This window comes from Brevibacillus brevis, from assembly GCF_001039275.2.
Lineage (GTDB): Bacteria > Bacillota > Bacilli > Brevibacillales > Brevibacillaceae > Brevibacillus > Brevibacillus brevis_C.
Genome location: NZ_CP030117.1, coordinates 2,550,577 through 2,572,208 on the forward strand (window position 1 = coordinate 2,550,577; position 21,632 = coordinate 2,572,208).

At 47.3% G+C, this 21,632-nt stretch carries 29 protein-coding genes and 1 tRNA gene; 29 read left to right on the forward strand and 1 reads right to left on the reverse strand.

The genetic code is table 11. The features are described 5' to 3' along the window. Positions 1-34: 34 nt before the first annotated feature. The 7 genes from AB432_RS12935 to AB432_RS12965 all read left to right on the forward strand — a co-directional run bounded on the left by AB432_RS12935 (position 35) and on the right by AB432_RS12965 (position 5,166). Entirely contained in the window at positions 35-670 is a 636-nt protein-coding gene (locus AB432_RS12935) for a YphA family membrane protein (protein ID WP_048032623.1), read from the forward strand. Positions 671-677: 7 nt separating this feature from the next. Then, complete coding sequence (locus tag AB432_RS12940; RefSeq protein ID WP_048032624.1) at positions 678-1,583, forward strand: YIEGIA family protein; 906 nt, start codon at positions 678-680, stop codon at positions 1,581-1,583. Between the two features lie 3 nt (positions 1,584-1,586). Beyond that, positions 1,587-1,769, forward strand: coding sequence for a capping complex subunit for YIEGIA (locus tag AB432_RS12945; protein WP_048032625.1), 183 nt, complete (start codon positions 1,587-1,589; stop codon positions 1,767-1,769). 54 nt (positions 1,770-1,823) lie between these two features. After that, positions 1,824-3,137, forward strand: coding sequence for a ribosome biogenesis GTPase Der (der, locus tag AB432_RS12950; RefSeq protein WP_048032626.1), 1,314 nt, complete (start codon positions 1,824-1,826; stop codon positions 3,135-3,137). 15 nt (positions 3,138-3,152) lie between these two features. Continuing rightward, the gene (gene plsY / locus AB432_RS12955; RefSeq protein ID WP_048032627.1) at positions 3,153-3,755 is read left to right on the forward strand and encodes a glycerol-3-phosphate 1-O-acyltransferase PlsY; all 603 of its coding nucleotides are present in this window, start codon (positions 3,153-3,155) and stop codon (positions 3,753-3,755) included. A 13-nt stretch (positions 3,756-3,768) separates the two neighbouring features. Then, the gene (locus AB432_RS12960) at positions 3,769-4,821 is read left to right on the forward strand and encodes an NAD(P)H-dependent glycerol-3-phosphate dehydrogenase (RefSeq protein ID WP_048032628.1); all 1,053 of its coding nucleotides are present in this window, start codon (positions 3,769-3,771) and stop codon (positions 4,819-4,821) included. A gap of 78 nt (positions 4,822-4,899) precedes the next feature. After that, entirely contained in the window at positions 4,900-5,166 is a 267-nt protein-coding gene (locus AB432_RS12965) for a stage VI sporulation protein F (protein ID WP_007716506.1), read from the forward strand. 120 nt (positions 5,167-5,286) lie between these two features. Here the strand turns inward: AB432_RS12965 and AB432_RS12970 are convergent, their stop codons facing one another. Further along, on the reverse strand, positions 5,287-5,769 hold the full coding sequence (locus AB432_RS12970; protein ID WP_048032629.1) for a hypothetical protein: 483 nt from the start codon (positions 5,767-5,769) through the stop codon (positions 5,287-5,289). Positions 5,770-5,918: 149 nt separating this feature from the next. Here AB432_RS12970 and AB432_RS12975 point away from each other — a divergent pair, with 149 nt between their 5' ends. The 22 genes from AB432_RS12975 to aroB all read left to right on the forward strand — a co-directional run bounded on the left by AB432_RS12975 (position 5,919) and on the right by aroB (position 21,632). Then, positions 5,919-6,092: a DUF2768 family protein gene (locus AB432_RS12975; protein WP_235617679.1), complete on the forward strand. Its 174-nt coding sequence runs from the start codon at positions 5,919-5,921 to the stop codon at positions 6,090-6,092. Between the two features lie 12 nt (positions 6,093-6,104). Then, positions 6,105-6,401 (forward strand): 2Fe-2S iron-sulfur cluster-binding protein, encoded by a 297-nt coding sequence (locus AB432_RS12980; RefSeq protein WP_048032630.1) that lies wholly within the window; start codon positions 6,105-6,107, stop codon positions 6,399-6,401. Between the two features lie 16 nt (positions 6,402-6,417). After that, positions 6,418-6,765, forward strand: coding sequence for a 2Fe-2S iron-sulfur cluster-binding protein (locus tag AB432_RS12985; protein ID WP_048032631.1), 348 nt, complete (start codon positions 6,418-6,420; stop codon positions 6,763-6,765). Positions 6,766-6,781: 16 nt separating this feature from the next. Continuing rightward, positions 6,782-7,510: a hypothetical protein gene (locus tag AB432_RS12990; protein ID WP_048032632.1), complete on the forward strand. Its 729-nt coding sequence runs from the start codon at positions 6,782-6,784 to the stop codon at positions 7,508-7,510. A gap of 180 nt (positions 7,511-7,690) precedes the next feature. After that, the gene (spoIVA, locus tag AB432_RS12995; protein WP_039960052.1) at positions 7,691-9,169 is read left to right on the forward strand and encodes a stage IV sporulation protein A; all 1,479 of its coding nucleotides are present in this window, start codon (positions 7,691-7,693) and stop codon (positions 9,167-9,169) included. A 237-nt stretch (positions 9,170-9,406) separates the two neighbouring features. After that, entirely contained in the window at positions 9,407-9,679 is a 273-nt protein-coding gene (locus AB432_RS13000; RefSeq protein ID WP_005831316.1) for an HU family DNA-binding protein, read from the forward strand. 207 nt (positions 9,680-9,886) lie between these two features. Next, positions 9,887-10,450: a GTP cyclohydrolase I FolE gene (gene folE / locus AB432_RS13005; RefSeq protein WP_173629482.1), complete on the forward strand. Its 564-nt coding sequence runs from the start codon at positions 9,887-9,889 to the stop codon at positions 10,448-10,450. 69 nt (positions 10,451-10,519) lie between these two features. Continuing rightward, positions 10,520-10,596, forward strand: a tRNA-Pro gene (locus AB432_RS13010). 111 nt (positions 10,597-10,707) lie between these two features. Next, positions 10,708-11,418, forward strand: a complete 711-nt coding sequence (locus AB432_RS13015; protein ID WP_048035790.1) for a lytic transglycosylase domain-containing protein — start codon at positions 10,708-10,710, stop codon at positions 11,416-11,418. Between the two features lie 37 nt (positions 11,419-11,455). After that, a complete protein-coding gene (mtrB, locus tag AB432_RS13020) occupies positions 11,456-11,686 on the forward strand; it encodes a trp RNA-binding attenuation protein MtrB (RefSeq protein ID WP_047068979.1) in 231 nt (76 codons plus the stop codon). A gap of 76 nt (positions 11,687-11,762) precedes the next feature. Then, on the forward strand, positions 11,763-12,278 hold the full coding sequence (locus tag AB432_RS13025) for a hypothetical protein (protein WP_048032633.1): 516 nt from the start codon (positions 11,763-11,765) through the stop codon (positions 12,276-12,278). Between the two features lie 125 nt (positions 12,279-12,403). After that, positions 12,404-13,240 carry a heptaprenyl diphosphate synthase component 1 gene (locus AB432_RS13030; RefSeq protein ID WP_048032634.1) on the forward strand — a complete coding sequence of 279 codons (837 nt, stop codon included), beginning with the start codon at positions 12,404-12,406 and terminating at the stop codon, positions 13,238-13,240. A 4-nt stretch (positions 13,241-13,244) separates the two neighbouring features. Continuing rightward, a complete protein-coding gene (locus AB432_RS13035; protein ID WP_048032635.1) occupies positions 13,245-13,964 on the forward strand; it encodes a demethylmenaquinone methyltransferase in 720 nt (239 codons plus the stop codon). A 77-nt stretch (positions 13,965-14,041) separates the two neighbouring features. After that, entirely contained in the window at positions 14,042-14,911 is an 870-nt protein-coding gene (locus AB432_RS13040; RefSeq protein WP_048032636.1) for a UbiA-like polyprenyltransferase, read from the forward strand. Further along, entirely contained in the window at positions 14,908-15,504 is a 597-nt protein-coding gene (locus tag AB432_RS13045) for a UbiX family flavin prenyltransferase (protein ID WP_007716550.1), read from the forward strand. The genes AB432_RS13040 and AB432_RS13045 overlap by 4 nt, the downstream gene beginning before the upstream one ends. Before the next feature lie 4 nt (positions 15,505-15,508). After that, the gene (locus AB432_RS13050) at positions 15,509-16,372 is read left to right on the forward strand and encodes a menaquinone biosynthesis protein (RefSeq protein WP_048032637.1); all 864 of its coding nucleotides are present in this window, start codon (positions 15,509-15,511) and stop codon (positions 16,370-16,372) included. Between the two features lie 9 nt (positions 16,373-16,381). Then, on the forward strand, positions 16,382-17,347 hold the full coding sequence (locus tag AB432_RS13055; RefSeq protein ID WP_048032638.1) for a polyprenyl synthetase family protein: 966 nt from the start codon (positions 16,382-16,384) through the stop codon (positions 17,345-17,347). Positions 17,348-17,451: 104 nt separating this feature from the next. After that, a complete protein-coding gene (gene ndk / locus AB432_RS13060; protein WP_007716560.1) occupies positions 17,452-17,895 on the forward strand; it encodes a nucleoside-diphosphate kinase in 444 nt (147 codons plus the stop codon). A gap of 128 nt (positions 17,896-18,023) precedes the next feature. Next, positions 18,024-18,797 carry a CheR family methyltransferase gene (locus AB432_RS13065; protein WP_048032639.1) on the forward strand — a complete coding sequence of 258 codons (774 nt, stop codon included), beginning with the start codon at positions 18,024-18,026 and terminating at the stop codon, positions 18,795-18,797. A 76-nt stretch (positions 18,798-18,873) separates the two neighbouring features. Next, a complete protein-coding gene (locus AB432_RS30725; protein ID WP_007716564.1) occupies positions 18,874-19,032 on the forward strand; it encodes a hypothetical protein in 159 nt (52 codons plus the stop codon). A gap of 336 nt (positions 19,033-19,368) precedes the next feature. Further along, entirely contained in the window at positions 19,369-20,532 is a 1,164-nt protein-coding gene (gene aroC / locus AB432_RS13070) for a chorismate synthase (protein ID WP_048032640.1), read from the forward strand. After that, a complete protein-coding gene (gene aroB, locus AB432_RS13075; protein ID WP_048032641.1) occupies positions 20,532-21,632 on the forward strand; it encodes a 3-dehydroquinate synthase in 1,101 nt (366 codons plus the stop codon). The genes aroC and aroB overlap by 1 nt, the downstream gene beginning before the upstream one ends.

Genomic DNA, 21,632 nt, shown 5'->3' on the forward strand with positions numbered 1-21,632 from the left:
TGGGGGAGACAACCATCATTTTGAGGAGATGAACATGAACGAGGGAACCGTTGCGATTCTCATCCAGTGGTCTTTGCTGTGTCTTGTCTGGATGGGAAGCTTTGACTTGCAACTGCGAAACATGAAGATGGAACGCAGACGAGTGCTCGCAGTGATCAGCGCATTTTTAATTTGTACGTTTGTTAACTGGGAAATCTATTTTGCCCCCATTCAAGTTAGTCTAAGTGGAACGATATTGCCACTGATCGCAAGCATTGTCCTTTACACCAAGCTCATGGCCAAAATACGTAGATTGTACTTGCTGAGTGCGCTGGCAACGGCCCTTTTGCTATTTTGGCTGCGCTGGCTGTTTTTTACCGATCCGATCCTGCTGTTTTGGGATGAGCGGATCATCGTACCCGCTGTTGGAGTCTGTACGATTTTTTTGATGAGCAGAACGAATCTGGGACAACTGTTTCAGCTCACGCTCGCCATGCCACTTGCAGATGCGATACATTCGCTCTATTTTTGGAAATTGTCGGGTTCCTGTCACTGGGGATCGGAGTATGCGCAAGATTTGCTGTGGAGTGGCATATCACTATGGGCTCTCGTCAGCATAGTCTGGTCTGCGATTCGTCGTATCCTCGGTAGAACAGAAACAGAGTCTTCCCATTCCGATACGGGCAGGTGACGCTAGAGTGTTGAAGGAATTGCTAGCATATGAATATGTTTTTCCATTAGTTATGGGCTTCCTATTCGGCATTATGTGCCGGATTCATCTTTTGCGAACAGATTATCGTCAATATCCAACTTACCCCCACGGAAAAATTATTCACGTTTCACTTGGGGTGATCGCGTCCGCGCTCGGAGCGTTAGCGATTCCCGCTCTGCTCAAAGAGAATTACACGGCAGTCACATTTTTGACGGTGGCAGCGCAGCAATTCCGCGATGTCAGGAACATGGAACGAACTACGCTCACGGAGATCGATAAGCAGGAGCTGGTACCTCGTGGAGGTCCCTACATCGAAGGAATCGCAATGGTGTTTGAAGGACGCAATTACATGGTCATGTTTACCTCGTTGGTGACCACGACGGCTACCATTCTTTTTCATTGGTGGGGGGGTGTCATTGCAGGTGTCATCGCCTTGTTGATTTCTCGCAAGCTGCGGTCTGGAAAAACACTGTCGCTGATTGCAGAGATTGAGCCGGGGGAAGTGAGAGTAGAAGGAAGAGACTTGTATGTGAACGACATTTACATCATGAACGTCGGGTTGGCAGATGCCCAAGAGATCATACGTGAGCAAGGTGTGGGTTTTATTCTGACACCGAGGGATGCCAATGCCAAGGTCACGATTGCCCATCCAGGACAGCGACAAGCGATATTGCACGATGTCGCGACGCAGCTCGGGGTATATACAGATACGGGAGAGCCATCGCTAACACCATTGGTAAAACGTGATATAAAGTCTGGGAGACTGGGTGTATTTTTATTGCCGCAAGAAAAAGATCTGGAACGAGCAACGTCCGTCATTCGTGCAGTCCCGATTCTCGAAAGCGTCTTCCGAATGCCAACGAAGACTAGAATCGTGAAAAAGGAGCTGTAGGCTATGAGAGGATTAATCTTGGCGGTGATTACGACGAACAAAGACAGGATAGCGGGTGGTGTCCCGATTTTTATCGAGTCTACTACGGAGGGTATGCAGCAAACAGCTTTTACGCTCGAAAAGATACTGGACGCGATGGTGCATGAAGTGAGTGACGATACCCTTATCATTGTTCGGCATAAGTAGTGTATGGTATGATTAGCTAGTCAAAACGTAAAATGAGAGAGAGTGTTGTTGATTATGGGATTACCAGTGGTAGCCATTGTGGGGAGACCCAACGTGGGGAAGTCCACGATTTTTAACAGATTGATTGGCGAACGAGTCGCGATCGTGGAGGATATGCCGGGAGTAACCCGTGACCGCCTGTACGGGAAAGGTGAATGGTTAACTCATACTTTCCATGTGATTGATACCGGTGGAATTGAGTTTGGCGAGACCGACGAGATTCTTACACAGATGCGTTACCAGGCAGAGCTTGCGATTGACGAAGCAGATGTCATCATTATGATTGCAGATAGCCGCACAGGGGTGACGGATGCGGATGTTGAACTGTCACGGATGCTGAATCGGACAGGAAAACCTGTCGTACTCGCGGTGAACAAAGCGGATAATCCGGAAATGCGTGCGGATATTTACGATTTTTATTCCTTGGGCTTGGGCGAGCCATTCCCTGTCTCGGGTAGCCACGGTCTTGGCTTGGGCGATATGCTGGAAGAAGTGGTTCAGCATTTCCCAGCAGAGGATGACGAAGAGAAAAGAGACGATGTTATTCGTGTATCTATCATCGGCCGTCCAAACGTCGGGAAGTCTTCCTTGACGAATGCGATTCTCGGTGAAGAGCGAGTCATTGTCAGTGATGTTGCCGGAACGACCCGTGATGCGATCGATACGCCATTCGAGCGTGATGACCAAAGCTACATTCTCGTAGATACGGCAGGTATGCGCAAGCGTGGTAAAGTGTATGAAACAACGGAAAAATACAGTGTGATGCGTGCGATGCGTTCCATTGAAGATTCCGATGTCGTGCTTGTTGTCATTAACGGGGAAGAGGGCATTATTGAGCAGGACAAGAAGATCGCGGGTTATGCACATGAGGCTGGCCGTGGTGTCATTATTATCGTGAACAAATGGGATGCGATTGAAAAAGACGACAAAACGATGCAACGCTTTACAGAATTGATTCGCGAAGAATTCAAATACCTGGATTACGCTCCGATCATGTATGTGTCAGCAAAATCGAAGCAACGTGTCCATACGATTCTACCGAAGGTCAATGAAGTAGCTCAAGCACATGCGATGCGCATTCCTACCGCGGTTCTTAATGATTTGGTAACAGATGCGACGATCCGCACGCCTCCACCATCTGATCGCGGCAAACGCTTGAAGATCAACTATGCGACTCAAGCAACAGTGAAACCACCGACGTTCATTCTGTTTGTGAACGATCCGGAACTAATGCACTTCTCCTATGAACGTTACATAGAGAACAAGATCCGTGAAGCTTTTGTGTTTGAAGGCACACCAGTTAGAATCTGGACACGGAAAAAAACGTAGGGAGAGAAAAACGCCATGGTGTTATTATCCTGGGTGCTTAGCTATTTAATCGGTTCAATTAGCTTTAGCTATCTTATCGCCAAAAAAGTCGCAGGAATTGACATACGTTCTCATGGCAGCGGAAATGCCGGTGCAACCAATACCCTAAGGGTGTTAGGAAAAGGCCCCGGCATTGCCGTTCTCCTTCTTGATGCACTAAAAGGAATAGCTGCGATGGGACTGACTCACCTGATGACAGGAGACCCGGCAGCGTATGCAGTGGCAGGCTTGTTTGTTATTGCCGGTCACAATTGGCCGATCTTTTTTGGATTCCGCGGAGGGAAAGGCATTGCGACCACACTAGGTGTCGTGTTAGGGTTTTCTCCCTTGGCATTTTTGATCGCTGCCGTGTTGGCTATCATAGTCATTGCGATCACTCGCTTTGTTTCATTAGGATCATTGGTTATCGTAACGGTTATTCCATTTAGCCTTTACTTGTTGGACAAACCTGTTTCCTTTATTTGGGCGAGCTTGGCGATCGCAATCTTTGCTTACATTCGTCATTATAATAATATCCGCAATCTTCTTTCAGGAAACGAACGGAAACTAGGAGATAAGTCCAACCGAAAGCTGGGATAATGTACGAACGGACATGAGAAAAGTGGAGGGGGACGTATTGATTCAAAATGTTACGGTGATTGGTGCTGGAAGCTGGGGAACGGCACTTGCTACAGTTTTGGCGGACAACGGGCATCAGGTTACGCTTTGGGTACGTGATACCAAGCTGGCAGAAGAAATAAACAGCAAGCATGTGAATGAAAAGTACCTGCCGGGAGAAACGCTTTCAGTAAACATAGTGGCAACGACCAACATTCAAGAGGCTGTAATAGGCAAGCGAATCGTTCTTCTCGTTGTTCCTTCCCATGCCATGCGCCAAATCTGTCAACAAGTAGCTCCGTACTTAGAACCGGATGTCCTTTTGATTCATGCGACAAAAGGCTTTGAACTGGAAAGTCTGAAGCGAATGTCAGAAGTCATTGCGGAAGAAGTGCCGAAAGAGATTGCGTCCAGATTGGCTGTGTTGTCAGGACCAAGCCATGCCGAGGAAGTAGTCAAACGGCAACCAACGACAGTGGTAATGGCGTCTGAATCGGAAGAAAGCATGCTGCGCTCTCAAGATTTGCTGATGAATACGAATTTTCGTGTGTATACCAACCCGGATTTGATTGGCGCTGAGATCGCTGGAGCGTTGAAGAACATCATTGCACTTGGAGCAGGGATGTCTGATGGCTTAGGGTATGGAGACAACGCCAAGGCAGCCTTGTTGACCCGTGGATTGGCGGAAATTAGCCGTCTGGGCATCAAGCTCGGTGCGAAGCCGCTTACGTTTTCAGGTCTGGCTGGTGTTGGCGATTTGATTGCCACATGTACGAGTAAACACAGCCGAAACTGGCGTGCAGGCTATATGCTCGGACAAGGAAAAAAACTCGATGACGTGCTGGCACAGATGGGGATGGTTGTCGAAGGTGTTCGCACGACAAATGCAGCTTTTTCCTTATCGCAACGCGAGCAGGTTGAAATGCCAATCACTTCTGTTCTGTATGGCATGCTGTTTGAAGGAAAAGAAGCTCGTCAAGGCGTGGAAGAACTGATGGGGCGCGGAAAAACCTTTGAAATGGCGTACCTCAATCCCGATGCGGAATAAGTCATGAATGAATTATCACCGATTTAGGCTTCTGCACATACGATAGGGTGAAAGCCCATGTGCAGGAGGAGAGTTCACATGAATAATATGTCAAAACGACTTTTTGAGCGCTTGCAAGGGAAAGCAACGGAAAATGTCGATGAAGAAAAGCTTCGTTCACTAGCGGGTCAGGTCAAGCGCAGTGATTTTGAAGACGAGACCAAGCTACGTCAAATCATTCGCACACTGGCTACCCTTAGCGGCAAGCAATTAACTCCTGAAAAAGAGGATAAGGTCATTGAAATGTTTCGCAATCAGGAAATCAATCTAGGTGACATGTCCACTTTGACCAAGCTGCTCAAATAAGAGAAATGGGCGATTATGCCCGTTACCTGCAACAAAAACCGTCATACAGTAAGACTAGGAACAATCATGGCTCTACAGGGACATGGCTGACCTACAGATTGCAAGAAAAAAAGAGGGATCTTATCCCTCTTTTTTTCGTTCCTTGGAGTTGCTGCTAACCTGTGTAATCAGGTTTTGGACCAAAGGGGATTGCAGGAGACCGAGTAATTGCCCGATATCTATATTGGCCAAAAGGCTACCTAGACCTGATTCCTGCGGTGGTGTTTCAGCTACCTTTTGTGGCTCTGGAGCAGCTTTGCGTTTACCAGCAGTAGCAGGCTTTTCGGCAACGACCTCAGGCTCGGGTGTGCGTTTTCCGAGGTTCTCAATCATCTCCATCGCCCCGTACAACGAATCCATCGTGTCTTCTACCTGCCGAATCGTGCTGCCGATCCCTTTGATGTTATGGCGCATTTTCGTAACAGAGGTGCGCAAATCAACCGCGGGCAGGATTCTTTTCGGTGAAATGGAAAGGGAGACATTTTCGACTTGGTCGCTTAATTTTTTGCTGGGTATAGGTGCATATGGATTCCGCCATTTTCGATTATTTACTTTATTACTCAACGTTTCATCCCTCCAATGGGCGCATTCATCACGATAGTCTATGCGAATGTCTAGTATTAGGTTCGCAAGCGTCAGACGAAGAGGGGGATTTATGGTATAATAAAGCAAAAAATGCAAAGGATGCTGCAGTCCCGATGTATATTGATCCTATGACAAAGATGAACATTTCCTTAATCGCCATTGGACTCATGTTCGTCTGCAATTTAGTTATGATCTTTGCCAGAAAAATATCCAATGGGTTTTTGCGGTTCCTTGTGAAGACCTTCGCATTCTTACTATTACTCGTCGTGCTTGTCATGATTTTGATTGTGATTTTTGTCTAGGGAGGATTATTGATGTCAACGATCACACTACTTACTCGTGCAGGCAGTCATGAAGTCTCGATCGAGATGGATCAATCCATTGTTGCTCTTGCGAAAAAGAACAACGTCGTGTGGGGTCATGCATGCCAAAGAGGTGTATGTGCACAATGCCGTACACTTGTTGTAGAAGGGGCAGCGTACTTAAACGAAGTGACACCAGAAGAAAAACTGCGTTTGCGCAAGGCGGAACGCGCAGAAGGCTACAGATTAGGCTGCCAGACGAAGATTGTTTCAGAAGGAGCAGTCAAGGTAGCTCATCGGCCGTACTAGTAAAGGAAGTGACAATATGGGGAAAGTAACCTTTCTCCCGAGCAAGAAGAGTGTGAAGGCGCGCACAGGGCAAACCTTGGTCGGTGTAGCCTCGTCAGCTCGCGTCGTAATCCCGCAGAGATGCGGTGGACACGCATCTTGTCTGATGTGCCGCGTGGTCGTTGAGAATGGCCTGCTGTGCCCGCCAACGGTGCTGGAAAAGCGCAAGCTGCCTGAAAAGGATCTCGCAAATGGGATTCGTTTGGCCTGTCAGGCAAAAACGACGGAAAAGGATTGTACGGTCAGGATTCCAGAAAGCAAGCTCAAATCAGTGGTAGCGGCTGCACTCGAGCGACAACGCAAAGAAAATGAAGATGGAATGTAAGAGGTGTATACATAAGATGTGGCAATCGTGGCGAAAATCGTTCAAGCTGGTGATCAGTTTGACGATTCTGTCTTCCCTTTTATCCGGATGCTTGTACCCGGATGAGCGCAGAGCAGAGAATCAAATTCCTAGTACTTTTTTTGTAGAAGCAACACAAAAAGCGATTGAGCAATTCCAAAAAGACACAGCAGTGTTGCCAATCGTAACGAAAACCCTCGATACTCCTATTTTTGAGAAATACGAGATTGATTTCCGCAAGATGATACCTAAATACATGCCGGATGTACCTGGGAACGCATTTGAAAAAGGCGGTGTATATAAGTACGTCCTGATTGACGTAGATACAAAGCCGACAGTGAAGCTCATTCATTTGACTGCTGTCAGTACAGTAGCAGATGTACAGAGCGAGGTAGACCGTTACAAGGGACATTTCGAAAAGCTGCCTGTTCTCGCTGACCTGGGGAATGGATACTATTCCATCGATCATGAGCGGCTCGGGTTAAAAGCGTGGCAGGTGCCGTCCACGATGGGGACTTACTTATTGCCACTAGTCATGAACGCTGAAGGACAAGTCGGGATTGATTATGCTTCGGATATCGCGCAATTGCTTCGGGATACAAAAGTAACCGTGCCAGAAAAAACAGACCCGCGATACGTGCTGGCGCGCAATTCCATGTTCGTACCCGCGAAATCGTTTCCCTATGAAATGGTCGATGGTGAACCGAAGCTTCTCAAACTAAATTAACTTCACGAAAAACGACTCTGCGCAGGGTCGTTTTTTTTGTTCTAGTTAACGCAAAAATACATATATTTGTACTGTCCACAAAACTAGTACGAGATTCCCTACGAAAATACTGGCGGTCAGGGATAATTCGGAAAATCGGTCATAGTGTAAAAATAGACAAATAGAAGGAGGTCATCGATGGTGGAACGAGTCGACATCTTTAAAGACATTGCCGAACGGACGGGCGGAGACATCTACCTCGGAGTGGTAGGCCCTGTTCGTACGGGAAAGTCGACCTTTATCAAGCGGTTTATGGAGCAAGTTGTCATTCCGAATATCAACTCTGAAGCGGAGCGGATACGAGCGACAGACGAGTTGCCGCAGAGCGCTTCAGGACGAACAATCATGACAACCGAACCCAAATTTGTTCCGAATCAGGCCGTAAACGTACATGTGACAGAAGGACTCAGCATCAATGTCCGCCTCGTTGACTGCGTTGGCTATACGGTGCAAGGGGCAAAGGGCTTTGAAGACGACAATGGCCCAAGAATGGTAAATACACCTTGGTATGAAGAGCCTGTACCATTTGAGGAAGCGGCCGAAGTCGGGACACGCAAGGTTATCCAGGAACACTCAACCATCGGGATCGTTGTGACAACGGATGGCAGCATCGCGGAAATCCCGCGTGTAGGATACATCGATGCAGAGGAACGGGTTGTAAACGAGCTGAAGGAAGTCGGAAAACCGTTCGTGATCGTTGTAAACTCGACGCGTCCGCGCTCCGACGAAGCACAAAACCTGCGTGTACAGCTCCAGGAAAAATACGATGTACCAGTCGTTGCCTTGTCGGTTGATCATATGACAGAGCAGGAAATCTTGCTCCTCATGAGAGAGGTCCTGTTTGAATTCCCAGTTCATGAAGTAAATGTAAATCTGCCGAGCTGGGTAATGGTGCTGGAAAACGGGCACTGGCTGCGTCAGAACTACGAGGAAGCTGTACGAGAGACCGTGCAGGACATCCGCCGGTTACGCGATGTGGACCGTGTCGTCGGCTTCTTCAATGACTATGACTTTGTAGAGAAAGCCTCCCTTGCTGGTATGCACATGGGGCAAGGGATTGCAGAGATTGACCTCTACGCGCCAGATGAACTGTATGACCGCATCTTGATGGAAATTGTCGGTGTAGAGATAAATGGCAAGGATCACTTGCTGAAAATCATGCAGGAATTCGCACACGCCAAGCGCGAGTTTGATCAGGTAGCGGAAGCATTGCACATGGTCCGAAGTACGGGCTACGGTATAGCAGCCCCGTCGTTGCATGAAATGACCTTGGACGAACCTGAACTAATCCGCCAGGGACCGCGCTTTGGAGTCAGGCTCAAAGCAACAGCACCGTCTATTCACATGATTCGGGTGGATGTCGAGTCTGAATTCGCTCCGATTATCGGAACAGAGAAGCAGAGTGAGGAGCTTGTCCGTTATCTGATGCAAGATTTTGACAAAGATCCGCTTTCCATCTGGAACTCCGATATTTTTGGACGCTCGCTCCATTCCATCGTAAGAGAGGGTATTCAGGCAAAAATTACCATGATGCCAGACAACGCCAGGTACAAATTACAGGAGACTTTGGGTCGAATCATCAACGAGGGATCGGGTGGCCTGATAGCGATCATACTCTAATAAATAGTTCTAAAGTCCTATAAACAACAAATATAGGGAAGGCATCTGACATGACGAGATGCCTTTTTTTCTTGTATTTCGTTCAATTTCGACAGGAGGGGCTTGAATTTAAGAAATCGGTGTATTACTATAAGCTTGTCAGATCGGTAAAAACAACCATTCGTGTATAAAACGCTTCGTTTCGGTTAAGAAAAATAATAGCTAGGACTTGGTGTTCTTTGAGGGGAGGTGAATAAAATGAACAAAACAGAACTGATTGCAAAAGTGGCTGAAACCACAGAACTCACCAAGAAAGATGCAACAAAAGCAGTTGATGCAGTTCTTGACGCAATTGCAGATGCATTGAAAACTGGTGACAAAGTCCAACTGATCGGCTTTGGTAACTTCGAAGTTCGTGAACGTGCGGCTCGTAAAGGTCGTAACCCACAAACTGGTGAAGAGATCGAAATCGCTTCCAGCAAAGTACCTGCGTTTAAACCAGGTAAACAACTCAAAGACTCCATCAAGTAGTTGTTTCTTTTGAGAACGAAGCACTTACATAAAAAAATCCACATTGCTAAAATGTGGGTTTTTTTCTGTGTATATACAGTTTGCCTATGGAAATTCTGGTATATCTTTTTGTCTTTTTTTAAACGATATGGTAAGATTGGCTTTGATTGCGAGCAGGCAGACCTTAGTGATGAGAAACAAGGCATATGCCGTTACGTAGGAGGTACAATGATGAACGTCGACTTAGATAAAATACAGCAAGCTGTTCGCATGATCCTAGAGGCAGTGGGGGATGATCCTAATCGTGAAGGAGTGCTGGATACCCCTAAGCGAGTTGCGAAAATGTACGCCGAAGTATTTGAGGGCATGCATATAGACGAAGAGCAGTATTTCGAGACTGTCTTTAGTGAAGATCATGAGGAAATGGTTCTAGTGAAGGACATTCCGTTTTACTCCATGTGTGAGCATCACTTGGTTCCCTTCTTCGGAAAAGCGCATGTCGCTTATGTACCGCGTGGAGGCCGTGTAGTAGGATTGAGTAAACTGGCGCGTGCGGTTGATACCGTAGCAAAACGTCCCCAGTTGCAAGAACGAATTACCGCAACAGTAGCGGACGCGATTATGCGCAAGCTCGATCCACATGGCGTGGTCGTGGTTGTAGAAGCAGAGCATATGTGCATGACGATGCGTGGTGTGAAAAAGCCAGGCTCGAAAACAATCACTTCTGCTGTTCGTGGGATGTTTGAGAAAGATGCGGCTGCCCGTGCAGAAGTATTTAGCTTGATTCGCTGATCAAAATGCAAGAATAAGGAAATTATATTGACTCTATAGGTAAAATATTGTATAGTACGGATGTACAGTCGGGATGTGGCGCAGCCCGGTAGCGCGCACCCTTGGGGTGGGTGAGGTCCAGGGTTCGAATCCCTGCATTCCGACCATCTGCATATAACGATTAGAAGCCTTGAGCAAAGGCTTCTTTTTTATGTAAAATGCCTACTCTCCCAAGTAGTGCCATTTTGCTATTGGCTTCCTCATCTTTCTTTTTTATAATGATAGATAGACATGCTAGGGAAGGGTTGTTCAAAGCTATGAAGGTGCCTGTATCACTTCAACCATATTTGCAAACACTGCCGCAAACCTATGACGCCTCTTCGCTTTCGTATGGAGACGAGGGGCTCTTCTCGGACATCCTGCAGTCCCAGTTAGCAACAAACGGCCAGCGGGTTATCAGTTCGCAGGAGATTTTGGCCAAGCTAGACGGTTCCAGGAACTGGAAGATCCCTGCCCATATTCAAAATGAGCAGTCCCTGTCTTTTGCAAAAGGGCCATCTGTTCCTACCCCGGAAATCTTGGACAAGATTGATGAGACAGCGAAAGCGATCGGAGTGGACGCTGATCTGGTGAGAGAGGTCGTCAGGGCAGAATCCAATTTCAATCCGAATGTAGAATCTCACGCAGGGGCGAAGGGCTTGATGCAGTTGATGGACAATACGGCAAAAGCCATGCAAGTCCGCAATGTATACGACCCTGATGAAAACCTTGAAGGTGGAACAAAATATTTGAAGTCGCTTTTGGATCGTTATGATGGAGATGTAAAAGTAGCACTTGCTGCTTACAATGCTGGTCCAGGTCGGATGAGTCGTCTGGGAATCAGCAGTGATGACGAGCTTGAAGCGAAGTTTGACCAATTGCCGCAAGAGACACAGCGCTATGTAGACAAGATCATGAGCCGACTGGGGTCAGAAGGGGCATCATACTAGACGTACGCGCATACCGTATTGGTCAGGAGGAAACACATTGGCACAACCATCGGGATTCAATCAGGATTATTTCGTAGTCAAAGCGAAGGAAAATGGCGTTCATGTGATCGGATTAACAAGAGGCTCTGATACGCGTTTTCATCATACAGAGAAGCTCGATAAAGGCGAAGTCATGATTTTTCAATTCACGGAGCACACCTCTGCGATTAAGGTGCGAGGGAAAGCAGTGATTTACTCGCAGCATGGCGTCGTGGATACGACCGAATAAAGAACAAGTCGTTTTACTAAGAAGCAGGCATAGCCTGCTTTTTTTGTTTGTACAATGGAGGAGAGGAGGGATGTCTATGCCGCGCCAATTGTTGATGGCGATTGCTGTTTCCACTTTCTTGGCTCTGATGCTGTCGCTCGTTCCCACAAATCAGTGGATGCAAGCGGATATACCGACATTTCAGTCGGCACGTGCCATTCACTTAAGCGAGCAAAATGCCCTTGATTTGTTTACAAGGATGTCGACACATTATAATATTAAGCGTATAAAATGGGAAAACCCATCGATCTATGTCGATTTTGCGGTGAAACCAGCCGAAAAAGTAGAGTTAAACACCGTCTATCAAGATTTTTACCGTTTGACATACGACTTGCGTACCTATGCAGACAATGTCGGGCCCGTGTACTATCGCTTGTTGGAGGAAACGGATCCACCAAAAGAATCGAGATTATTGATTGCCATACAATCGACAACTGGAAATCTCGCAGGACAAGACAAACCATTGACCGATCCTTCAGATATCCAGTCCTTTGTAAGCAGTACATTTCCCATTCGAATCGAGCCGTATTTTTATGAGCGAATTAGTCCCTGATGGAAGAAGTATGGTATGATAGTAGAGACGGCCTTTTGACCGGACGGCAGAGGAAGACCGAAGAGTAAGGAACAGTACGGAACAGGCAGACATCTATAGGTTGTGCAGCTTGTGGAGGAGGACGCATGAGCAAAGAACTTTCCCCGAATGTAGAAGAGGTTCGGTCCATTATCGAACAAATCTACAAGAGAATCACCCATTCCTATGTAGAACATTATGTTGACGTTCCTTCCATGGCGGAAAATCGTCTAGAGCTGTTGTACCTTTTTTTGCTGGAACAAGGTATGCCGAAGGAAAAGGCTTCGGTTTTATGTACAGCAACAGGACTTGTCCAATTGGGACTGGACACGCATGAGCTCGTGAAAAATGAGTACGACTCCTCGCAGAACGCGGAGCGAAACCGACAGTTGACCGTACTTGCAGGTGATTATTACAGCAGTCGCTATTATCACCTTCTGGCTTCAGCGGGTGAAATCCAAGCCATTCAAGTGTTGTCGGCAGCCATTCAACGAGTGAACGAAGCGAAAATGAGACTCTACATCGCTGGGCGAGATAGCAAGATTTTATCAGATGAAGAGTACTGGGAACTGCGAAATACGATTGATACGGGCTTATACGTGGCTGTTGTAGAGGAGTATGCCGATTCAGCTGATCGCCGTCGTTTCTGGAGCGATCTGATGAAGGAAACAGCCAAAGTAGAGAGTGTAATCGGAGAGTGGGAGCAGCTCAAATGGCAAGAACAAGTCCCTTTTGGTTTTGCCCGTTTTTTGTTGCAAAAACCTGGGGCTACACTCGCGCAAGTTTTGTCTGGCGTTGAGGGGAAAGCTATCGAATTAATCGGATTGTGTGAGCAAATGGTGCGTACGCTGCATCCGGCAGAGACGCGAAACATGCTTGCATCCATTACGGCACGGTACTCCCATCGGATCAGTCGCTTGAAGAAGGTAATTGAGGAGATGTAGCCAAGTGAACCAGACACAGATGAATGAGAAAGCAGAGTACGTTCACTCCGTTTTCGAGAGCATTGCAAACGATTACGATAAAATGAATAATGTAATCAGCTTTGGCAGTCATATTGCTTGGCGTAATTACACGATGAAGCAGATGAATATCCAGCCAGGGCATACGGCGTTGGATGTTGCTTGTGGTACAGCAGACTGGACCATTGCATTGGCCAAGGCAGTCGGTAAAGAAGGCAGTGTTGTTGGTCTTGATTTTAGCCAAAACATGCTGGATGTAGGGGCATATAAAGTGGCGAACGCAGGTGTTGGCAACAACGTAAAGCTAGTGAACGCAGATGCAATGAATCTGCCTTACGAGGATAATACATTCGACTTTGTGACAATCGGTTTTGCCTTGCGCAATGTACCCGATGTTCAGCAGGTTTTGAATGAAATGGCACGTGTTGTGAAACCGGGCGGTAAAGTCGTTTCTCTGGAAGTGTCCAAGCCCCCATTCATTCCGTACCGGAAGCTATTTTACTTATACTTCTACAAAATCTTGCCATTTATCGCGAAGCTGACAGTCAACAAGTACGAAGAGTATGCATGGCTGCCACAATCCCTGACCAATTTTCCGGACAGTCGCGAGCTGGCAAGCATGTTTCAGAAAGCAGGCTTGGACCCGGTTCAGGTCAAATTGTTTATGGGCGGCGTATCCGCTTTGCATATGGGCACAAAGCCATAGGTTGACGAATACGATGGCGCCAAATGCGTATATGGGGAGTAAACCGGTATTTCTTCACGAGATAGGAAGTGTCATAGATGGGTCTACGTAAATTAAAAATCATCTTGGAAATGATTAAATTTGAGCACTCCCTTTTTGCCCTGCCTTTTGCTTTTATGGGAGCTGTTTTGGGAAGTATTGTGGTAGAGAATGCATGGCCTACCTGGTCGGAAATTTTTTGGGTGACGGTAGCAATGGTGGGCGCTCGCAGTGCAGCGATGTCCTTAAACCGTGTCATCGACCGGGTGATTGATGCGAAAAATCCTCGGACGGTCACACGAGCGATTCCTGCTGGCCTTATTTCGATTGTGGAAGTCATTTTGTTTATCGTGGTGTCCTTTGCGGTGTTATTTATTGCTGCATACCAGTTAAATGATTTGGCTGTGAAATTGTTGCCGCTCGCTGTGTTTGTTCTTGTGCTTTATTCCTATACGAAACGCTTTACTTGGCTTTGCCACTTTGTTCTCGGGGTTGCCATCGGGTTTGGTCCGTTGGGTGGCTGGGTAGCGACAACGGGTCAAGTAGATGGCATCGGCCTTCTATTGTTTGCATCCGTTATGTTCTGGACAGCAGGATTTGATATCATTTATGCGTGCCAGGACGCCGATTTTGACCGAAAAGAAGGACTTTATTCCATGCCGAGCCGCTTCGGAATTGCCAATGCACTTCTGATTGCCCGCATATGCCACGTTCTTACTTTCGTTGGACTGATGTCATTGTATGTAGTCGCGGACTTGTCTATTTGGTTCCTGGTAGGTGTGCTCATTTCTGGTGCAATTTTAATCTATGAACACACGCTGGTGAAGCCAACAGACCTGTCCAAACTGGATATGGCATTCTTCAATATGAATGGCATCTTGAGTGTCGTGATGTTTACCTTTACGATGATTGATTTGGTGATTGCATGAACAAACAAAAGTGGGCTGTCGGGATAACGGGTGCAAGTGGTGCTATCTACGGTGTTCGAGTCGTCCAGGAGCTTTTACGTGCTGGACATATCGTTCACTTGATGATTACAGAAGCCGGCTGGCAAGTATTTCGTGATGAACTGGATTGGCACACGGATGACAGAGAGGCTCTGTTGCAGGAGAAGCTGCAACTAGACTTTTCGGGTGAGCTACATTATTGGGGACTGCGAGATTTCAATTGTCCCGCAGCCAGTGGTTCCTATCGCTGTGACGGTATGATCGTAGTGCCGTGCTCGATGGGGACTGTTTCTGGCATCGCACATGGCGCATCAGGTAATTTGCTGGAGCGCGTTGCTGATGTCATGATCAAGGAAGGTCGGCGATTGGTCATCGTTCCGAGAGAGACACCGCTCAATGCGATTCAGCTCGAGAACATGCTCAAATTAAGCCGTCTGGGTGTCAAAATTCTGCCTGCTATGCCAGGCTACTATCAGAAACCGCAAACCATGGATGATCTGATCAATTTTGTGGTAGGGAAAACTTTGGATGCAATTGATGTACCACATTCGCTGTTCCGGCGTTGGGGGGAATAAACGCATGCAAAAGTCTTTGCGTGTTGGACAAATTTTGTATACCAATGTATTGCCGGTTTACTTCTATTTTGATCAGGCGAAATTCGAAGACCGAATCGAATTCATCCGCCAAGTTCCTGCCCAGTTAAACACTGCAATGGCAAATGGCGCGATTGACTTGGGACCGATTTCTTCGTTTAGCTATGCAGAGCATGCCTCCGAATACGTGGCATTGGCAGACCTGTCTGTCAGTGCCAAAGGAAGGGTAGGCTCCCTTTTCTTGTTCAGCAAAAAGCCGATTGAACAAGTAAACGGTGCCAAAATAGCCTTGACCAACACATCGGCTACCACAGTGAACCTCTTAAAAATCATTCTCCATAAGTTTTACGATTATGAGATTTCCTACGTTACACAGGAACCCATTTTGCAAGAAATGTTGGAGGACGCTGATGCAGCGCTCTTGATCGGGGATGACGCCATTGCGGCTGAGCGCACGGCTAAAGACCTGCATGTCTATGACTTAGGAGAGCTGTGGCATCAATTTACGGGGTATTCCATGACCTTTGCCATTTGGGCTCTTCGTCGAGCGGTTATTGCCGATCATTATGATTTGATCGCGGACGTCCATGCCGCTTTTTTAGAGAGCAAAAGGAAGACAAGAGCGAATACAGCCCCATTGATTGACTACGTTCACACACATTTCGGTGGAGAGAAAGAGCAATGGATCCACTATTTCCAAGGATTACAGCACGATTTCGGTGACGTTCAGCGGATTGGACTGGAGTACTATTACCGATGCGCAGCGGAGCTGGGACTTCTATCGGCACCTGCAACCGTCGATCTGTGGCAAGCCGGCGGCCGACAGACCAATACTACGTTGACGAGATAGGTGGAACGGATGAATCTAGTCGATATTTACTTCAAGATGAAAAAAGATGTCCAATACATAGAAGATGAACTGGAAAAAGCAATTGATACGCCGGTTCGAGAGCTGTATCTATCTTCGACCCACTTACTCAAGGCAGGAGGAAAGCGGATTCGTCCCGTTTTTGTTTTGCTTGGCGGTAAGTGGGGCAATTACGATGTCAAAAAGCTAAAGCATGTGGCTGTTCCTCTCGAACTGATTCACATGGCTTCCCTGGTGCATGATGATGTCATTGACGATGCGGATAAGCGTCGCGGAAAAGATACCGTTCGGATGAAGTGGGATAACAAAGTAGCCATGTACGCCGGCGACTATATTTTTGCGCGGGCATTGGCCATTGCCTCTCAGCTTCCGATCCCACAGTTGCACCAAATTCTCTCGAATGCAATCGTTGAGGTTTGCAAGGGAGAGATCGAGCAAGTAAAGGATTTGAATAACTGGGACCAAAACTTCCGTACGTATTTGCGTAGAATCAAACGAAAAACTGCGCTTTTAATTGCCATTAGCTGTCAATTAGGAGCAGTGGCAAGCGGAGCGTCAGCTGATATGATTCGCAAAATGTACTGGTACGGCTACAACGTGGGGATGGCTTTTCAAATTACCGATGACATTTTGGACTTTACAGGGACTGAGAAGCAGTTAGGAAAGCCTGCTGGAAGCGACTTGGTGCATGGAAACATTACGTTGCCTGCGCTTTATTCCGCTCATCATGGAAAAGCACGTGCGCAATTCCAAGAATGGATCGCGCAAAATACGTTTTGGGATCATACAGATGAAGCGGTTCGTATGGTGCGAGAAGATGAGGGTATTGCCTTTTCGCAGCGCCTTGCTGAACGCTATATCAGCCGTGCCCATGCGATTCTCGCAGATTTGCCTAACAACCAAGCTAAGACATCCTTGACAGGTATCGCCAATTATATTATTGATCGCAAATTTTAATGATATTTTGACGGTCTGCCTGTTGCTTGACCACTCTACTTTTGATAAAATTTTCGTTGGTGTCCTATGCACCAATACATAGCTCTAATGGAGGCATACTTACAATGGAAAAAACATTCCTTATGGTAAAACCAGATGGCGTACAACGCAACCTGATCGGGGAAATCGTATCCCGTTTTGAGAAAAAAGGCTACCAACTCGTAGGTGCTAAGCTGATGACAGTAAGCCGCGAACTGGCTGAAGAACACTATGCAGAGCACAAAGAGCGCCCATTCTTCGGTGAACTGGTAGACTTCATCACTTCCGGACCAGTATTCGCTATGGTATGGCAAGGTAACAACGTAATCACAACTGCTCGCGCTATGATGGGCAAAACAAACCCAGTAGACGCTGCTTCCGGTACGATCCGTGGCGATTTTGCTACTTCCGTTGGCATGAACATCATCCACGGTTCTGACTCTCCTGAGAGCGCTGAGCGTGAAATCGGCCTGTGGTTCTCCGCTGAAGAAGTTCTCTCCTTCGAGAAAACAATCCAACGCTGGATCTAAGACTGATCGAGAAGACCCCATTTATTGGGGTTTTCTTTTTTTTGTCAAAATCTTTGTCAAAACAGATAGGATAATGACGAAATATAGCGAATGAAGTTAGGGAGTTTGCAAAGGGGGTACGATTCAGCATGGAAGATAAGGACTTTCTCCAATTTATTGCTAGTGTGAAGAAAATGACTGGAATTGATCTTGCCCTCTACAAGGAAGCACAGATGAAGCGCCGTCTAACCTCGTTGAGACAAAAGCGGGGGTACAACACATTTGCCCAGTATTTCGATGCCATCGCTAAAGACAAGGAGCTTTTCTATGAGTTCCTCGACAGGATGACCATCAACGTATCGGAATTTTTCCGCAATCCAGGCCGATGGGAAGTTCTCGAGAATAAAATTTTGCCACGCTTGGCGAAGCAATCGCCGCGGGTGAAATGCTGGAGTGCGGCATGCTCAACAGGGGAGGAGCCGTACACTCTCTCACTGATTTTGCTACGCAAGAAGATGGATGCGACCGTGCTCGCTTCCGATATTGATGAGGGTGCACTAGCAAAAGCGAAGCAAGGGGTATACACGGACCGCTCCCTGCAAGATTGTCCGAAAGACCTCGTAGCGAAGTATTTTGAAAAAGATACACTCAGCTATCGCATCACGGACGAAGTGAAGAGAAAAGTGACGTTCAAAAAACATAATTTATTGGCGGACTCATTTGATTCTCAATTTGATTTGATTATTTGCCGGAACGTGATGATATACTTTACCGAAGAAGCAAAGCATGAGCTGTATCATAAGTTTAGCCGGGCGCTGAAACCTGGCGGGGTACTCTTTGTAGGCAGCACGGAACAAATTTTTCAGCCGCAACAATATCAACTGGAGACAGAGGATACGTTCTTCTATCGAAAAATGGGTTGATTCATGTTGGCCTTGGTATATGTCTGCTGTTTTTTTCCAAGACTAGGAATACCTACTTTGCAAGAGGAGGCAGCAGATGGATAAACACAAGGTCATCGAAGCATACCGTCGAGGGCTGATCACACTGCAGGAATGTGGTCAGATATTAGGGGCGGAGAGGACACAACTAGATGATTTGATACGCGTGGATCACACTCGCAAACCGCTGAGCCCTAATCCTTTTTTCAACGTGTAGGAATATATAAACGCTTCGTTTATATATTCCGGAACGCATGGAAACTTTCCCTAAAACGCGGTCGCTCCTCCGTGAGCTATCAACGATAGAGGTTTCCTTAACGTGTAGGTATGTCAATCCTGATTCATTCGCGATAGCGTAAAGAGAGCGCTTCTCCCAATACGGAGGGGCGTTTTCCTGTAAGAAGAAAAGGTTTTTCGCAGACGTTTCCCACTTTTGTATTTCCACGGCGTACTAGGTATGATATTATAGCGCTTAAAAGTGATAAAGGACAGCGCCCCGAAAAAAGAACCTTAAGGGGATACAGGCTGCCAGGAGGATGGAGGAAGGATAGAGATGCGTTACTTGACAGCAGGGGAATCCCACGGGCCGCAATTAACAGCTATCATCGAGGGCGTACCGAGCAACCTGCCGATTTCCATTGAGGAAATTAATGAGCAGTTGGCACGTCGTCAGAAAGGCCATGGCCGCGGCAGAAGAATGCAGATTGAAAAGGATCAGGTGAAAATTCTTTCTGGTGTCCGTCATGGATATACAACCGGAGCTCCTATCACACTGGTCGTTGAAAATAATGATTGGACGCATTGGCAAGGAATCATGAGTGCCGAGCCTGTAGAGGAAGGCGCTGAAGAAAAGCGTCGCGTTTCCCGTCCACGCCCTGGACATGCTGATTTAAACGGGGCTATTAAGTATCATCAACGCGATATGCGCAATATTCTGGAGCGTTCCAGCGCTCGTGAGACTACAGTCCGTGTAGCTGTTGGTGCAGTCGCACGTCAATTGCTGAAACAATTTGGCATCCGTATTGGCGGCCAGGTGCTCCAGATCAACGAGATCGTGGCGAAGCGACAAGAAGTAAGTCTGGAAGAGCTGATTGCGCGTACAGAAGAATCGCCAGTACGCTGTTTGGATAAAGAAGCAGAGCCACTGATGATGGCGGCGATTGACAAAGCAAAAGAAGACGGGGATTCTCTCGGTGGTACCGTAGAAGTTATCGTTGAAGGCGTACCGATTGGTTTGGGTAGCCATGTGCAATGGGACCGCAAGCTGGATGGACGTCTTGCACAAGCGATGATGAGCATTCAGGCCTTCAAAGGTGTCGAAATCGGTATCGGGTTCGAGGCAGCCGGTCTGAAAGGCTCGCAGGTTCATGACGAGATTATTTGGAACGAAGAAACTGGCTACAGCCGTAAAACAAATCGTGCAGGTGGACTCGAAGGCGGTATGACGACAGGAATGCCTGTAGTGGTTCGCGGTGTCATGAAGCCGATCCCTACCCTGTACAAACCGTTGATGAGTGTGGATATCGACTCGAGAGAGCCATTCTCAGCGAGCATTGAGCGTTCCGATAGTTGTGCTGTTCCAGCGGCAAGTGTCGTCGCGGAGGCAGTGGTAGCATGGGAGATCGCAAGTGCCATGTGCGAAAAATTCCCTTCTGATTCTCTTGACGACATGGAAGAAAACGTACGTCAATACCGTGCGTACACGGAGAAATTCTAATGAGTATAGAGAAGCTGACTGTTGAGCTGGGGGAGCGTTCCTACCAGATTGTAATAGGCGAGGGTCTTTTGCACGAGGCAGCAGCGTTGCTAGTAGAGGCAGGAATTGCTTCTACTAGCAAGCTGATGATTGTCACAGATGAGAATGTAGCCATTCAGTACTTAGAGCCTTTGCTCGAAGTGTTGCGGCAGCATGGGTATCAGGTCCACCCAGCTGTGATCGCTGCTGGGGAAAAATCGAAGAGCCTGACTGTCTACGAGCGATTGATGACAGAGGCAATTGATGCCGGACTGGACAGAAAGTCTGCTGTAGTGGCTCTCGGTGGAGGAGTCGTCGGAGACTTGGCTGGATTTGTGGCTGCTACGTACATGCGAGGCATTGATTTCGTTCAAATGCCAACTACCTTGCTCGCACATGATAGCTCGGTTGGTGGAAAAGTAGCGATCAATCATCCGCTCGGCAAAAATCTTATTGGTGCTTTCCATCAGCCCAAAGTTGTTATTTACGACACGAAAGCATTGCATAGCTTACCGAAGCGGGAAATCGCAGCAGGTTTTGCAGAGGTTGTTAAGCATGGACTTATCGCCGACGCTGCCTTTGTCGATTGGCTAGAAGACAACGCTGATTTGTTATGGCAACTCGATTCAGAATTATTAGGGAAAGCCATTGAAAAAGGTTGCGCAGTCAAAGCGGCTATTGTTTCTCAAGACGAGACAGAGCAAGGGCAGCGTGCATTGCTTAATTTGGGTCATACGTTTGGTCATGCGTTTGAAGCGCTGTCTGCTTACTCGACCCTGAATCATGGGGAAGCCATCTCAATTGGGATGTGTTTGGCTGCCAAGGTAGCGGAACGGATTGGTTTTGCCGAGACTGGTGTATACAATCGCACGAAACGGATGCTGGAACTGTTCCACCTGCCAACGGCATGGCCAGGTAATCTCTCCCCAGAAGCTGTGCTGGAAGCCATGAAACGAGACAAAAAGACAGTAGGCGGAAAGCTGGCCTTTGTGTTGCCTAGGGCAATCGGGCAGGTTGAAGTCGTCAAAAATATAGAAGATGAACTCATACTGGGAGTCATGAGGGAAGAAGTGGAGGGATAA